Raw genomic sequence first — 15119 nt, 5'->3', positions numbered from 1 at the left:
GAAGGCGACCGGCGACGCCGAGGTGGTGAGCCTGAGCCGTCGGCGCTAACGCGCTTCAACTCAATCCATCGTCGTTCCGGGGCCGCCAAGCGGGCCCCGGAATGACGGCGGATGCTTCTGCGAGCCCCTACTTGATCACCGCGCACGCCACCCGTGCGCCCGCGCCGCCGATCGGCTGCTGGGTGTGATCGTCCTCGTTGGCGTGGATGATCAGGGCCGAGCCGTCGCCGTCCTTGAGGCTTTCCTCGCCGGTCAGCGCCATCTCGCTGGTCATCTCGCCGTTTGCCGAGCCGTCGGCATTGGCGAAGAGGTTCGGCAGGTCGCCCTCGTCGGGGCCGTCGCCGTTCAGAAGGCCGTGAGCGCGCTTGTCGTGATTGACGTGCGCCTTCGACTTCTCGAATTTTTCCGTGTCCGAGCAATCGCCGACCGCGTGGAAATGCAGCCCGTGCCAGCCGGGCGTCAAACCGCCGGCCTTGATCGTCACGCGCAGCACCAGCGCGTTCGCGCCGTCGCGGATCTGGATCTGGCCGATCGGCTCACCCTTGTTGTTCGTAATGGGGCTCTCGTAGGTCTGGACGGCGACGGGCGCCTCGTCCTTCTTCTCCTGCGCAAGCGCGAGTGCGGGCGTTGCGATGCCCAGGAGCACCAGGGCGGCCTTCATGCATCTCATCGGGTGACTCTCCTCCATCCGACGGGCTAGGTAGGGACCTTGGCAGCCCTCAGACAGGGGCGGCTTACCACAGCTTCATCATTCCTGGACCGGACGACGTGCGTGCGATGACGGCCGAACGACAGCGCGCCGACCGATTGCTGGTGGATCGCGGCATGTTCGAGAGCCGCGCTCGGGCCGTCGCCGCGATCCGGGCCGGGCTCGTCGTCGCCGATGGACGGCCGGTGGAGCGCCCTGCCGATCTCGTCTCGACCGAGGCGCGGATCGAGGCGAGCGCGCCGCATCCCTACGTCTCGCGCGGCGGCCTCAAGCTCGCCGCGGCGCTCGACGCCTTCGGCATCGATCCGCAGGGGCTGGCCTGCCTCGATATCGGTGCCTCGACCGGCGGTTTTTCCGATGTCCTGCTGCGGCGTGGCGCGCGCCACGTCACGGCGCTCGACGTCGGGCGCGACCAGCTCCACGCCTCGCTGCGTGCCGACCCCCGTGTGACGAGCCTCGAAGGCACCGATATCCGCGAGCTGGCCTCGGATGCCCTCGCGCAGCCGCCGGACCTCGTCACGATCGACGTGAGCTTCATCGCCCTGCGCCTCGTTCTCCCTACGGCCGTGGCGCTGATGGCCGAACGGGCCGTGCTGGTGGCGCTGATCAAGCCCCAATTCGAGGCCGGGCGGGAGCGGGTCGGACGCGGCGGCATCGTGCGCGACGAGGCCGTGCACGAAGCGGTCTGCGAGGAGGTGCGGGCGGCGCTCGAGGCCCTGGGGCTCGACGTCCTCGGCCTCGTGCCCTCGCCGGTCGAGGGCGGCGACGGCAACCGCGAATTCCTGATCGGCGCGCGAAAGGGCGACGCGTGAGCGAGAGCGTCACCATCACGCGCCTGGGCGCGCGCGGCGACGGGCTGACCGGCGACGGGCTTGCCGTAGCCGGGGCGCTGCCGGGTGAGCGCGTCACCATCGAGCGTGAGGGTGGCCGCGGCCGGCTCATCGCGGTCGAGACGCCCTCCCCCGACCGAGTCGACCCGTTCTGCCCCTATTACGCGGCCTGCGGCGGCTGTGCCGTGCAGCATCTCGCGCCGGAGCCCTACGCGGCCTGGAAGCACGGCATCGTCGAGCAGGCGCTGGCCCAGGCGCATATCGAGACCGAACTGCTGCCGCTGGTCGAGGCGCATGGCGCTGGCCGCCGCCGCATCACGCTGCATGTGCGCCGCATCGACGACACCGCGCGGGCCGGGCTGATGGCCGCGCGCAGCCACGCCCTGGTTCCGATCGACCATTGCCCGATCACGGTGCCGGCCCTCCACCGCGCCCCCACGATCGCGGAAGCTCTGGCGGAGCATCTCGGCCGCGGCTCGAAACCGCTCGACGTCCAGGTGACGGCCACCGAATCCGGCCTCGACATCGACGTGCGCGGCCATGGGCCGGTGAGCGACAAGGCCCGCTCCGCGCTGACCCGGCTGGCCGGTGAACTCGATCTCGCCCGCCTCGCGCTGCACGGCGACGTCGTGGTCGAACGCCGCCTGCCGGCCCTGGCCTCGGGCGAGGCGCGCCTGACGCCGCCGCCCGGCGGCTTTCTGCAGGCGACGCAGGCCGGCGAAGCGGCGCTGACCGCCCTCGTGCTCGGCGCCATGGACAAGCGCGTGAAGCGCGTCGCCGACCTTTTCGCGGGGTGCGGCCCGTTCTCGCTGGCGCTTGCGCGCACGGCCGACGTGCATGCGGTGGAGGGCGACGAACCCTCCCTGCGCGGCCTCGACCGGGCCGCGCGCGGGGCGCCGGGCCTGCGCCGGCTCACCACGGAGCGCCGCGATCTGTTCCGCCGCCCACTCCTGCCGCTGGAGCTCGACCGCTTCGACGCCGTGGTGTTCGATCCGCCCCGTGCCGGAGCCCAGGCCCAGGCCCGCTTCCTCGCGGAATCGAAGGTGCCGCTCGTGGTCGGCATCTCCTGCGACGCCGGGACCTTTGCCCGCGATGCCGCCACGCTGATCGCGGGGGGCTACCGGCTGGAGCGGGTCACCCCGGTCGATCAGTTCCGCTATTCCGGCCATGTCGAGCTGGTCGGCGTCTTCCGCCGCGAGCCGGAAGCGAAGCGCAGGAGATTGCGCTGAGCGCCTAGAGCAGCAGGCCCTGCTCTCCGCTCCCGCCGGCCTTCGGCTCTGCGGGTCTTGGTGGCGCGACAGGCTCGCACAGGGGCTCGACGAGGCCGGCATCGTCGTTCCGCACGTTGTTCACCCGGTCGCCGACCTCGGTCATGGTCAGCCACTCGTCCGGGCAGGGCCGGCAGAGATCGATCACGTCGCGCGGCTCGTTGCCCACCGTGTCGAGCCAAGCCCCTACCGCCTCGGGAGAGAGGATCGCCGGCATCCGCTCGTGGATCGCGGAGAGGGTGCCGTTGGCGCCGCAGGTGACGATGGTGGCGGTGTCGACCTCCGAGCCGTCGGGGTTCGACCAGGTCTCCCACAGCCCGGCGAGCGCCATCGGCGCCCCGTTGGTGCGGCGAACCAGGAACGGCGTCTTCACCGCCGCCTTGCCCCTGCCCTCGCGCCGCCACTCGTAGAAGCCGTCGGCGAGGAAGATGCAGCGCCGGTGCCGCAGCGCGCCGCGGAACGCGGGCTTCTCGGCCAACGACTCGACGCGCGCGTTGAAGATCAGGGGAAAATCGGCGGGGTCCTTCAGCCAGCTCGGCCAGAACCCCCAGCGCACCAGCTGGAAGTGCCGCGTGCCGTGGTCCTCCGTCACGATCGGGACGGGTTGGGTCGGCGCCACGTTGTAACGCGGGGGAAAGTTCGGCGTCTCGACATAGCCGTAGGCTCGTCGAAACAGCTCGGGCGTCAGGGCGATGACGTAGCGACCACACATCCCCCCGATATGGAGATGAGGCTCGTCGAGGCCAACGCCCGCCGAGCGCCGAAGCGGCCGGAGGCTCCACCCGCCCGCGAATGGGCGCGTGGAGAAACCGCGGCAATCCGTCGAACGTCGGATGATCCTTATTCGACGATCACTTCGCCCTTCATGGCGATCGAGTGCGGGGTGCAGATGTACTTGTAGCTCCCGGCCTCGTTGAACTTCAGGGCGTACGACTCGTCCTTGTTCAGCATGGGGCCCTGGGCCTTGTCCCAGCCTTTGGCGGGCCCGCCGCGTAGCTGGACGTTGTGCGCCACCTCGTCATCGTTCTTCCAGCGAACGATCGTGCCGCGCTTCACCTTCACGTTGGCCGGACCATAGGCCATGTCCTTGATCGCGATCTCGGTGATCTCACCGCTCGCGGAGGCAGGCGTGGCCACCACTTCGACGGCATCGGCATAGGCCGCAGTTAGCGGCATCACGGTCAGACACGCGGCTAAGACGTACGGGCGCATTGAGCTCCACCATCCTCAAATTGTTGTCTTGTCGGGATTTCGACGCGCCGATGGGCTCGGACACGTCCGGGTTTATGGCGCCACGGCCCTCGCGCGCTGGCCGGATCGAACCATCCGCTCAGCCGGAGCGATCACTTGCCAGCCTGCGAAGACGATGGCCGACAGCGCAGGCAGGATGACGAGGTCATCCATCGCAACGAAGATATCAGTCCAAGACATATCGGGTCGCGAGAACCAGCTCTGGTCGGGGTGCCACGCGCGACGTCTAGCGGAGACCGCCTCGATTGCAAATTCTTTATTTGAAAGTTGTAATTATTACAGTGAGCGCGCTGAGCTTAATTTGACTATCGCCGGATTATTTCCGCTCGAGAACCGTCACGAAATTCGGGCCGCGATCGATCGCCACCAATCCTCCGCCAAAAGAAAATGCCTGCCGACATGCGGCAGGCATGTGTCGTGATGGGGCGCGCGATCCCCGGAGCGCGGCCGGTCAGGCGGCGCGAACGTTGTCGAGGAAGCGACGGACCTCGGTGCCGAGATGTTCGGACTGGCGCGACAATTCGGAGGCCGCGCCGAGCACCTGCGCGGCGGAGGCGCCGGTCTCCTCGGCGGCGCCCGCGACGCCGGTAATGTTGCTCGTCACCTCGGCCGTGCCCGTCGCCGCCTGGGAGACGTTGCGCACGATTTCCTGGGTTGCCGCGCCCTGCTCCTCGACGGCCGCCGCGATGGAGGTCGCGACGTTGCTGATCTCGCGGATGCGGCCGGCAATGCCGTCGATCGCAGATACGCTCTTGTCCGTGGCACCCCGGATCTTCTCGATCTGGCCGGTGATCTCCTCGGTGGCCTTGGCGGTCTGCGAGGCGAGTTCCTTCACCTCGGCGGCCACCACGGCGAAGCCGCGGCCGGCCTCGCCGGCGCGGGCCGCCTCGATGGTGGCGTTGAGCGCCAGCAGGTTGGTCTGCCCGGCAATATCCGAGATCAGCTTGACGACATCGCCGATCCGCGAAGCCGCGGCGCTGAGCTCCTGCACGAGCCCGGCGGTCTGCGCGGCCTCCGTCACGGCGGCTTGGGCCAGATCGGCCGAGCCGTCGACCTGACGGCTGATCTCCTGAACCGATGAGCCGAGCTCCTCGGCAGCGGCGGCTACGGTGTTGACGTTGGTCGCGGCTTCCTCGGCGGCGGCCGCCGCGGCGGTGGACTGGTTGGCAGTCTGCGTGGCGTTGGCGGTCATGCTCTGGGCAGTCGCCTGCAGCTCGGTCGCGGCGGACGTGACCATGCCGACGATGCCGCCGACGGCCTGCTCGAAGCCGTTGGCCATTTCGCGCATTGCGGCCTTGCGCTGCGCCTCGACACCGGCGCGGGCAAGTGACGCCTCCTCCTCCAGTGCCCTGGTGCGGATGAGGTTCTCCTTGAAGACCTGAACTGCGGCGGCCATCTCGCCGATCTCGTTCTGGCGGCCGATGCCCGGCACCTCGGTCTCCAGCCGGCCCTCGGCCAGCCGGCCCATCGCACCCGTCATTCCGGCAATCGGGCGCGAGATGCCGAACAGCGCGAACAGCATGGTGCCGATCGCGGCGAGGATGGCGATGGCCATGGCGATATAGGCGGCGAGCTTCGCCGAACTGGTGGCTTCGACGACCGAGGCGATCGTGTTCACGGCGCCGTCGCGATTCAGCTCCACCGTTTTCTGAAGGGCCTGGGTGGCCTTGTTGTTCAAGGCCGCCATCTCGGCGCTCCTGACCATCGCGAAGGCCTCGGCCTTCTTGTCCTCGCTCATGAGCGCGACGACGCGGCGCTGCATCTCCTCATAGGCCGCCCAGTTCGACTGGAACTCGCTGTAGATCTTCTTCTCCTCGGGGGAGCTGATCAGCGGCTCGTATTGGGCACGCAGATCGGCGAGCTTCTTGAGGCTCACCTCCAGGCCCTTCAGGTTGTCGGCCAGCAATGCGGCGTCGTCGGATGCGGTGGCGAGACGGTAAAGTTTCACCCGCGAATCGCGTGTCGACGTGTTCATGGCGCCGAGCTTGTTCACCGAGGGCAGCCAGTTCGTGCTGACTTCGACCGCGCCGCGCTCGATGGACGACAGGCGGACAATGCTCACGATCCCCTGACCCGTCGCCGCGAGCGCGAGACAAGTGATCGAACCGGCAAGAATGGCTTTGAGGGTGAGGCGCATGAACGTTCCCGCGGTCGCTTCGCGAATGGGCGACTTTCGGCAGAGCTTTTATGAGTATTGTTAATTTTCAGTTTATTCGCGAATATAGCATATTTGCTGCCGGCTGGCGGTGACCAATTTGCCGCCGGCAGGAGTTCTCTCGGTTGTATCCCGGAACGGGCCGTGAAAAGGTGCCAAACGAGTTTCGCCGAAAGTCCAGTTGAGTTCTTTGAAGATATCAAGATGTGTCCTGATGGATCCCATCAAGACACAACAGATCTAGAGCCATTTCTTCCAACGGAAGAAAACGTAGGGTAGAACGGCGGCGACCACCATCATGCCGACCGCGAGCGGATAGCCGTAGGGCCAGTCCAGTTCCGGCATGGATTTGAAGTTCATGCCGTAGATCGAGGCGATCAGGGTCGGCGGCATGAACACCACCGCCATGACCGAGAACAGCTTGATGATGTTGTTCTGCTCGAGATTGACCAGGCCGAGGGTCGCGTCGAGCAGGAACTGGATCTTGGTCGACAGAAACGTCGCGTGCTCTTCGAGCGACTGCAGGTCGCGCAGGGTCGAGCGGACATCCTCGCGCAGCTCGCGCGGGGCCTTGGCGGTGCGGTAGGTCGCCGAGAGCGAGAGCAGGATGCGCTCCATCGACACGAGGCTCTCGCGCTGCTTCGAGATCAGGTCTCCGTGCCGCCCCAGCGCACGCAGGGTGTCCTGCAGGGCCGTGTTGCGGGCGCTCGGGTCGCTCTTCTCCTCGAAGATTTTTCGCGAGAGCCGGTCGATGCGCTCGCCCTGAAGCTGCAGCACGTCCGCCGCCCGGTCGATCACCGCCTCGATCAGTCCGGCCAGGATGGTCTCGCCCGTGGACGACACGGACGGCCCGTTGCCGGTCGAGCGTCCGGCGCGCTGCGTGTACATCCGGAAGGCCTGCGGCTCCTCGTAGCGCACCGTGACCAGCCGGCTGCCGCGCAGGATGAAGGTGATACCGGCCAGGCCCGGCTCCTCGGAATCCTCGACCTTCGAGAGCACGCGGCCCGTCATGTAGCGGGCGCCCTCCTCCACGTAGAGCAGCTCGGAGGGCTCGATGTCCTTCATCTCCTCCCGGGTCGGGACCGTGATGCCCATGAAGGATTCGACCTTCAGGTCTTCCTCCCGGGTCGGCCGGACCATGTCGAGCCAGAGGGTGTCCTCGGGGATCACGTCCTGGAGTTCGAGCGGGCGCCGCTCCAGGATCATCTGGGCGGCGCCGGGGACCGGCTGGTGGATGAAGATCAAGGGAAGAGACTCAGGCCAGCGCGTCGGGGGGCGCCACGCTCGCATCCGGCACGAAGAAGTCCGGCGCAAGGGGCACGCCGGGTGTGACGCGGTATTTTGTAAACTCCGTGACGCCTTCGCCCGCCAGGAAGGTATCGTCGATCAGGAATTGCCCGGTGAACTCTCGTGACGGCTTCAGGAAGACGGCGTGGGCTGCGTCCGCCAGGATCTCGGGCGTGCGGCTCGCCTCGATCAAGGCCTCGCCGCCGAGGATGTTGCGCACGGCCGCCGTGGCGATGGTGGTGCGCGGCCACAGGGCATTGACCGCGATGCCGCTCTTGCGCAGCTCACCCGCCAAGCCGAGCACGCAGAGCGACATGCCGAACTTCGCCATCGAGTAGGCGAGGTGCGGCGCGAACCACTTCTCCGCCATGTCGAGGGGTGGCGACAGCATCAGGATGTGCGGGTTCTCCGATTTCTGCAGGTACGGGATCGCGTATTTGCTCACCATGTAGGTGCCGCGCGCATTGATCTGATGCATCAGGTCGAAGCGCTTCATCTCGGTCTGCGGCGTGCGCGTGAGCGAGATCGCGCTGGCATTGTTCACGACGATGTCGACGCCGCCGAACGTTTGCGCGGTACGGTCCAGCGCGCTCTTCACGGCCTCCTCGTCGCGCACGTCGACGAGCAGCGGCAGCGCCCGGCCGCCGGCCGCCTCGATCGCCTCGGCGGCGGTGTAGACGGTGCCCTCGAGCTTGGGATGCGGCTCCGCCGTCTTGGCCGCGACCGCGACGTTGGCGCCGTCGCGGGCCGCGCGCAGGCCGATGGCCAGGCCGATGCCGCGCGACGCGCCGGTGATGAAGAGCGTCTTGCCGCTAAGGTTGGCCGCCATCGCTGTGATCCTCTGGTTCGATCCGGAAACGCCCGGGCTGGGTGCCGTCGGCGTCGGTGAAGCCGTAGGCGCGGGCGAGGTCGGCCACGTGCAGGATCTGCCCGCTGCGGCGCGAAACGCCCTCGTCGCCCGCGAGCGCGGCCACTGCCCTGCCCGCATAGAGCGGAGTTTCGGTGGCCATCTCAGACCCGGCACCGTCGCGGACGCGCTCGGTGCGCACGAAACCCGGCGAGAGGCCGAGACAGGCGATGCCGTAGGGCGCGAGATCGGCGGCGCAGGCGAAGGCGAGGCGGTTCGTCGTGGCCTTGGCGAGGTCGTAATAGATGTCGCCGAGATAGCCGTCCTCGGTGCCGAACGAGACCAGGACGATGAGGCCGCTCTTCGCGGAGATCATCGCCGGTGCGACCGCCCGTGCCAGCAGCAAACCGGGATAGGGGCCGCTCGTGAGATGGCTGGAAAACGGCTCGGCGGAGCGGCGCCAGAAAGGCGTGCCCCAGGCGATGCCGTCGCGGTAGTGCTCGCCGTCGAAACCCTCGCTGCCGCCCCAGACGCTGGACACCGCCACGTCGATCCGGCCGAAGCGGCGCACGCACCAATGCACCAGCTCGTCGACGGAGCGCTCGCTGCGGTGGTCGCAGATGTAGTGGTGGCCCTCGCCCCCGGCGGCGTCGACTTCGCGGGAGGTGTCCTCGATGGTCTCGGGCCGCGTCTCGGTGCGCGGCCCGGTCTCGCTCGACCGGGCGGTGACGATCACCGTCGCCCCCGCCTCGCCGAGCCCCCGCGCGATGCCGCGCCCGACACCGCGCGAGGCCCCCGCGACGAGGCAGACCTTTCCGCGCAGGTCGGGCCTCGTCACGTGGCGGGCTTCGGCGCGCGGTCGAGGAAGCTCTTGAAGGCGGCCTGGGCCTCCGGCGAGCGCAGCCGCGCCTCGAAGGCCTCGGCCTCCGCCTCCAGCGCGGCTTCGACCTCGGCCTGGTTGCCCCGGATCAGCCTGCGGGAGGCCTCGATCGCCCCGCGCGGCAGCGCTGCCAGCCGCGCCGCCTGCGCGACGGCATGCTCGACCAGCATGTCGGAGGGCATCACCGCATTGGCGAGCCCGAGGCCCACCGCCGTGGCGGCATCGAAGGGCTCCGAGAGCAGCAGGAGTTCCGTCGCCTTGAGCAGGCCGACCCGGCGCGGCAGCAGGTAGCTCGAGGCCGCCTCCGGCACGAGGCCGAGCTCCACGAAGGGCATCCGGAAGCGCGCCTTGTCGCTGACGTAGACGAGGTCGCAATGCAGCGTCAGCGTGGTGCCGATGCCCACCGCGATCCCGTCCACGGCCGCCACCATCGGCGTCTTCGTGCGGGCGAGCCGACGGATGAAGCGCAGGGCTGGCGTCTGCCGGAAGTCGGTTCGCGCCGCCTCGACGAAATCGCCGAGGTCATTGCCCGCCGAAAAGACGCCGGGCAGCCCCGCGAAGACCACGGCGCCAATCTCGTCCGACGCATCCGCGCCTTCCAGCGCTTGGAACATCGCGTCGTACATGTTCCCGGTGAGCGCGTTCTTCTTCTCCGGACGGTCGAGCCCGATCAGCCGAACACCGCCCGCAATGTCTCGGATTGTGACGTGGTCGCTCATGTTGGGACCTCAACTCGCCAACGCTGACGCGGCGTCGTCCAGGAAGCCTGCGCCGCCAATGACCGTCTGTTCGAGTCCGCCCGCGGCCGTCAGAAGGTTCTCCGCGAAGAACCGGGCCAGGGCGATCCGGCCGGCATGGGCCGGGTCCGTATCGCCGCCCTTGAGCGCGGCATTCGCGGCGAGACCCGCTTGCGCGAGGCAGGCGGCGCCCTGGACGAGGCCGAACAGGCGCAGATACGGCGTGGCTCCGGCGAGCGCCGTCTCGGGTCGGTTGGACGCGAGGGCTTTCAGAAGGAAGCTCGTGGAGCGGTCGAGGCTGCCGATGCCCTCGCGCAGCCGGGCCGGCGCGGTGCCGAACGCGTCCGATCCGTCCTTGAGCAGTCCCTCCGCGACGCGCCGCATGGTAGCGATCTGCGCCTGGACCGTAGCGCCGCCGTTGAGCGGCAGCTTGCGGGAGACGAGGTCGATTGCCTGGATGCCGTTGGTGCCCTCGTAGATCCCCAGGATGCGGGCATCCCGCATCAGCTGGGCCGCGCCGGTCTCCTCGATGAAGCCCGTGCCGCCATGGACCTGCACCCCCAGCGAGGTCGCCTCGTTGGCGATGTCGGTGGAGAAGGCTTTAGCGACTGGCGTGAGAAGCGAGGCACGGTCGTTCGCGGCCTTGCCTTCTGGGCCTTCGGCAGCATCGAGCGCCTGAGCGGTGAGGTAGCAGATGGCGCGGGCAGCGGCGGTCGAAGCCTTCATGGTCAGAAGCATGCGCTGCACATCGGCATGGGCCACGATGGCGCTCGTCGGCTCGGCCGCCCCAGGTGCCCTGCCCTGCCGGCGCTCGCGGGCGTAGTCGAGCGCCTGCTGGTAGGCTGCCTCGGCGACACCGACGCCCTGTAGGCCGACATTGAGCCGGGCCGAGTTCATCATCGTGAACATGCAGGCGAGGCCGCGGTTCTCCTCGCCGATCAGCCAGCCGATGGCCCCGCCGTTGTCGCCGAAGGCCATGGAGCAGGTCGGTGAGCCGTGAATGCCGAGCTTGTGCTCGAGACCCGAGCAGCGCAGGTCGTTGTGCGTTCCGTCCGGCAGCACCTTCGGCACGAGGAAGAGCGAGATGCCGCGCGTGCCGGACGGTGCATCCTTGAGACGGGCCAGAACGAGATGGACGATATTGTCCGCAAGATCGTGCTCGCCATAGGTGATGTAGATCTTGGCGCCGGTGATCCGGTAGCGCCCTTCTCCGTCGGGCTCGGCGCGGGTGCGCAGCAGTGAAAGGTCCGAGCCGGCTTGCGGCTCCGTCAGGTTCATGGTCGCGGTCCACTCGCCCGAGACGAGCTTTGCGAGGTAGCGCTCCTTCAGCGCGTCGGAGCCATGCTGGGCCAAAGCCTCGATGCCGCCGATCGTCAGCAGCGGGCAGAGGCTGAAGCTGAGATTGGCCCCGTTCCACATCTCCGTGCAGGCCGCGGCGATGAGGTTCGGCAAGCCCTGGCCACCATGCTCGGGCCTGGCGCCGAGACCGTTCCAGCCTCCGTCCACGAAAGCGCGGTAGGCCTCGCGCCAGCCGGGCGCCGTCGTCACCACGCCGTCCTGCAGGCGGGCTCCCTGCCGATCACCGATGCGGTTGAGCGGGCCGATTACGCCGCTCGCAAACTTGCCGGCTGGGTCAAGGATCGCGGAAACGTCCTCCGGCGCCATGTCGTGGCCGCCCTGCGCGAGCACCCCGTCGAGCCCTGCGACGTGGCGCAGCATGAACAGCATGTCCTCGACCGGCGCGCGATAGCTCATGGGGCTCCTCCGGCGCCGATTCCCTCGGCGTTGATTTGACGTCCGCGACTGCAGACGGCTACGGCCGGGCATCTCTTACGACCGAAGCCGCGCTGCTGCCACAAGCAGGATGGGTCGCGTGGATAGTTTACATATGAACAATCGCGCATCAATCGGCTCGACACCGGCTCACAGGATCACGACGCGTCTCACGGCTGATGCTGACGGCATCGCCGAGGCCGCCAGGCTTCTTGGCGCCGGCCGGGTCGTCGCGATCCCCACTGAGACCGTCTATGGGCTCGCCGCCGATGCATCTAACCCGCAGGCCGTCGCGGCGATCTACGCGGCGAAGGAGCGACCCCGGTTCAATCCCCTGATCTCGCATCTCCCCGACGAGGCGGCTGCCCGGCGCGAGGGCATGTTCGACGAAGCTGCTGACGCGCTCGCGACGGCATTCTGGCCCGGACCGCTCACGCTCGTCGTGCCGACGGCACCCGGCGGATCCGTCTGTGATCTCGCCCGCGCCGGTTTGCCGAGCGTAGCTCTCAGGGTGCCTGCAAATCGGATCGCGCGAGAGGTCCTCGCGCGAGTCGGACGGCCGATCGCTGCTCCATCCGCCAATCGCTCCGGACGGGTCAGCCCGACATCCGCCGACCATGTGCTCGGTGATCTCGACGGCCGCATCGCTGCGGTGCTCGATGGCGGCCCCTGCCCCGTTGGCATCGAGTCGACGGTGGTGGCCTGCCTCGGCGGGATGCCCCGGCTGCTGCGCCCCGGCGGTGTCACGCGCGCCGAGCTGCGCCGTGTTCTCGGGGCCGATCCGGCGGCCGCTACAACCGAGAGCGAGCGCCCGATCGGGCCCGGGCTTCTCGCCTCTCACTACGCGCCGCGTGCGGCCGTCCGGCTCGATGCCGAACAAGTCGCGGCCGGCGAGGCCGTGCTGTTGTTTGGAAACGCCCGGCCTGCCGGGCTCGACGCTGCCGTGGCGGTCGAGAATCTTAGCCGAACCGGCGATCTGGCCGAGGCTGCTGCCCGGCTCTTCGAAACGTTACGCCGCCTCGATGCGTCGGGGGCCGCCACGATTGCCGTGGTGCCGATCCCGCAAGAGGGCCTCGGCGAGGCGATCAACGACCGGCTTGGCCGGGCCGCTGCGCCTCGCTGATTTTTTTCGTACGACCCGCGGAACCGTTCGCTGCGAAGGCTGTTGTCCACTCACGAAGGCCAGTTCAGCCCCCAATGGCCTTTTTCCTTCCCAAGGCTCGCAGCAATGCGAGCCTTTTTTCTTGGATCGATCAGGCCGAAAGCTTAGCCGCGATGCCGGCGACGTGTTTGCCCTGAAAGCGGGCGCCGTCGAGTTCAACCTGACTCGACTGACGGCTGCCGTCATTGCCGGCGATCGTTGTAGCGCCATATGGCGTGCCGCCCTTCACTTCCTCCACGCCCGTTTGGCCCTGGAAGGCGTAGGGCAGGCCGACGATGACCATCCCGTGGTGCAGGAGCACGGTATGGAAACTTGTGATCGTGGTCTCCTGGCCGCCATGCTGCGAGGCAGTCGACGAGAAGACCGAGCCGACCTTGCCGACGAGCTTGCCCTGCGCCCACAGACCTCCGGTCTGATCGAGGAACTGCTTCATCTGTGCGGCCATGTTGCCGTAGCGGGTCGGCGTACCGAAGATGATCGCGTCGTAATCGGCGAGTTCGTCGGGCGTGGCGATGGGGGCCGCCTGGTCGAGCTTATAATGGAACTGCTTGGCGACCTCTTCGGGCACCAGCTCGGGGACGCGCTTCACCGTCACCTCGGCGCCGGCTTCGCGAGCACCTTCGGCCGCCGCATTGGCCAGGGCCTCTACATGGCCCCAGGACGAGTAATAGAGGACCAAAACCTTCGCCATCGCGTGATCTCCTGCCGGAATCCGAATCGAACAGAGCCGCCCGCGATGCGCGCCGCGTCTCCACGACGGACTACATCGTCCCGCTTGGTGATTGCGGAAATGCCCTGATCTGCAAAAACGTCTTTGCAGAATTGCCGATCAACCGCTGATGCCCGCCCCATGAGCCTGCCCTGGGATGACTTCCGCCTCGTGAAAGCCATCGCCGATTGTGGAGGCCTCACCCATGCCGCTGCGCATCTCGGGATCAATCACTCCACGGCTTTCCGGCGCCTGGCCGCCGTCGAGGCCGCCCTCAATGCGCAGCTATTCGAGCGCTCGCGCTCGGGATACGTGCCGACGCCGGCAGGGCTCGCGATGGTCGAAGCGGCCGAGCGAATGGAAACCGATGTCGCGCGGTTCGGCCGGGAGGTGCTTGGCCACACGCTGACGCCGTCCGGGGAGCTGCGCATCACCGCTCCCGTAGGCTTCGTGACCGACCTTTTGATGCCGTTTTTTGCCCAGTTCCGTGAGACCTATCCGGAGGTGCGGCTAGACGTCGTGATGTCTGAGGATGCGCTCAACCTGTCACGACGTGATGCCGACGTGGCAATCCGCGCGACGGGTAACCCGCCCATCAACCTCGTCGGCCGGCGCCTCTCCGGAATTGCCTGGGCCGTCTATGGGCGGCGCGATCGCCTCCTCGACAACGCCTATCGCACGCGTTGGGTCACGCCGGGACCGCAGGTGGCGGATGGCCGCTTCACCCGCTTTCTCCAGGCCCGCGAGGACGTGAACGAGATCGCGCTGCAGCTCAACGCCGTCATGGGCCTTCGAGAGGCCGTCCTTTCCGGCATCGGGGTCGGCCTGCTGCCCTGCTATATGGGAGACCGTTGTCCAGAACTTCGCCGCCTCGAAGATCCTGATCCGGGCGTGGCGTCAGACCTCTGGCTGCTGACGCATCCGGACCTGCGCCACGCCATGCGTGTGCGCGCCTTCATGGACTTCATGGCGGAGGCGATCCTGCCGATGCGCCGGGCCTTCGAAGGAATCATCGATGCGCGTCCGAAGGCGGCTACGCCGACACCTTGAGAATTTCGACCTCCTGGCCGTTCACCTCGACAGTGTCGCCGACATTCTTGCCGGTGATCGCCCGAGCGAGCGGTGAAACGTAGGAGATCGAACCCTTGGCCGGGTCTGCCTCGTCCTCGCCGACAATCCGAAAGACCTGCTTGGTGTCGTCCGCGCGAACCACGGTTACGGTCGAGCCGAAATGCACCGTGTCACCCTCGACCTTGTCGACGAGTTGGGCCGAGTTCTTCCGAGACGACCAGTAGCGCAGGTCGCGCAAGACGCGGGCGGTCTCGGCCTTGTCGTCGTGGTTGAGGCGTGCGCTCTCGGCCTGCAGCCGCGCGACCTCGGCCTCGATCTGCGCAAGACCTTCTCGGGTCACGAAGTTGGGATGCGGAGAGATCGGGCGATCGGGAAGATCCTCGAACGCCTCGCCACCCTCATTCTCGCGAACGAATGCTACACTCATGAGAGAAGCAATG

Annotated in this window: 15 protein-coding genes; 4 read left to right on the top strand and 11 right to left on the bottom strand. The window is 67.9% G+C overall.

Translation table 11 applies throughout. The features are described from left to right. Window positions 1–127: 127 nt before the first annotated feature. The gene (locus MGN01_RS11570; protein WP_147046764.1) at window positions 128–670 is read right to left on the bottom strand and encodes a superoxide dismutase family protein; all 543 of its coding nucleotides are present in this window, start codon (window positions 668–670) and stop codon (window positions 128–130) included. Between the two features lie 107 nt (window positions 671–777). Here MGN01_RS11570 and MGN01_RS11565 point away from each other — a divergent pair, with 107 nt between their 5' ends. Both MGN01_RS11565 and MGN01_RS11560 read left to right on the top strand, forming a co-directional pair. After that, window positions 778–1521 (top strand): TlyA family RNA methyltransferase, encoded by a 744-nt coding sequence (locus MGN01_RS11565; RefSeq protein ID WP_147046763.1) that lies wholly within the window; start codon window positions 778–780, stop codon window positions 1519–1521. Continuing rightward, window positions 1518–2768: a class I SAM-dependent RNA methyltransferase gene (locus MGN01_RS11560; RefSeq protein WP_147046762.1), complete on the top strand. Its 1251-nt coding sequence runs from the start codon at window positions 1518–1520 to the stop codon at window positions 2766–2768. Before MGN01_RS11565 ends, MGN01_RS11560 begins: the two co-directional genes overlap by 4 nt. A 4-nt stretch (window positions 2769–2772) precedes the next feature. Here the strand turns inward: MGN01_RS11560 and MGN01_RS11555 are convergent, their stop codons facing one another. From MGN01_RS11555 to MGN01_RS11520, 8 genes are all read right to left on the bottom strand, one after another. Further along, entirely contained in the window at window positions 2773–3519 is a 747-nt protein-coding gene (locus MGN01_RS11555) for an SOS response-associated peptidase (RefSeq protein ID WP_147046761.1), read from the bottom strand. A gap of 128 nt (window positions 3520–3647) precedes the next feature. Then, on the bottom strand, window positions 3648–4019 hold the full coding sequence (locus MGN01_RS11550) for a cupredoxin domain-containing protein (RefSeq protein ID WP_147046760.1): 372 nt from the start codon (window positions 4017–4019) through the stop codon (window positions 3648–3650). 490 nt (window positions 4020–4509) lie between these two features. Then, window positions 4510–6195, bottom strand: coding sequence for a methyl-accepting chemotaxis protein (locus MGN01_RS11545; RefSeq protein ID WP_147046759.1), 1686 nt, complete (start codon window positions 6193–6195; stop codon window positions 4510–4512). 258 nt (window positions 6196–6453) lie between these two features. Continuing rightward, window positions 6454–7458: a magnesium transporter CorA family protein gene (locus tag MGN01_RS11540; RefSeq protein ID WP_147046758.1), complete on the bottom strand. Its 1005-nt coding sequence runs from the start codon at window positions 7456–7458 to the stop codon at window positions 6454–6456. A 10-nt stretch (window positions 7459–7468) separates the two neighbouring features. After that, complete coding sequence (locus MGN01_RS11535) at window positions 7469–8329, bottom strand: SDR family oxidoreductase (protein WP_147046757.1); 861 nt, start codon at window positions 8327–8329, stop codon at window positions 7469–7471. Continuing rightward, window positions 8313–9185: an SDR family NAD(P)-dependent oxidoreductase gene (locus MGN01_RS11530; RefSeq protein WP_147046756.1), complete on the bottom strand. Its 873-nt coding sequence runs from the start codon at window positions 9183–9185 to the stop codon at window positions 8313–8315. The genes MGN01_RS11535 and MGN01_RS11530 overlap by 17 nt, the downstream gene beginning before the upstream one ends. Continuing rightward, entirely contained in the window at window positions 9182–9946 is a 765-nt protein-coding gene (locus tag MGN01_RS11525) for an enoyl-CoA hydratase-related protein (protein ID WP_147046755.1), read from the bottom strand. The genes MGN01_RS11530 and MGN01_RS11525 overlap by 4 nt, the downstream gene beginning before the upstream one ends. A gap of 9 nt (window positions 9947–9955) precedes the next feature. Continuing rightward, window positions 9956–11719, bottom strand: coding sequence for an acyl-CoA dehydrogenase (locus tag MGN01_RS11520; protein WP_147046754.1), 1764 nt, complete (start codon window positions 11717–11719; stop codon window positions 9956–9958). Window positions 11720–11852: 133 nt separating this feature from the next. Here MGN01_RS11520 and MGN01_RS11515 point away from each other — a divergent pair, with 133 nt between their 5' ends. Beyond that, entirely contained in the window at window positions 11853–12860 is a 1008-nt protein-coding gene (locus tag MGN01_RS11515) for an L-threonylcarbamoyladenylate synthase (protein WP_147046753.1), read from the top strand. 130 nt (window positions 12861–12990) lie between these two features. Here the strand turns inward: MGN01_RS11515 and wrbA are convergent, their stop codons facing one another. Further along, window positions 12991–13590, bottom strand: a complete 600-nt coding sequence (gene wrbA, locus MGN01_RS11510; protein WP_147046752.1) for an NAD(P)H:quinone oxidoreductase — start codon at window positions 13588–13590, stop codon at window positions 12991–12993. Window positions 13591–13749: 159 nt separating this feature from the next. Between wrbA and MGN01_RS11505 the strand changes: the two genes are divergently transcribed. Then, window positions 13750–14658 (top strand): LysR family transcriptional regulator, encoded by a 909-nt coding sequence (locus MGN01_RS11505; protein ID WP_174804578.1) that lies wholly within the window; start codon window positions 13750–13752, stop codon window positions 14656–14658. On the opposite strand, the gene greA is transcribed toward MGN01_RS11505, so the two are convergent. After that, a complete protein-coding gene (gene greA / locus MGN01_RS11500; RefSeq protein WP_147046751.1) occupies window positions 14642–15106 on the bottom strand; it encodes a transcription elongation factor GreA in 465 nt (154 codons plus the stop codon). The genes MGN01_RS11505 and greA overlap by 17 nt on opposite strands. Window positions 15107–15119 lie beyond the last annotated feature (13 nt).

The sequence above is a fragment of the Methylobacterium gnaphalii genome, from assembly GCF_007992215.1.
Lineage (GTDB): Bacteria > Pseudomonadota > Alphaproteobacteria > Rhizobiales > Beijerinckiaceae > Methylobacterium > Methylobacterium gnaphalii.
The sequence above is the reverse complement of the archived record's forward strand: the minus strand, read 5'-3'. Positions and strand labels throughout refer to the sequence as shown.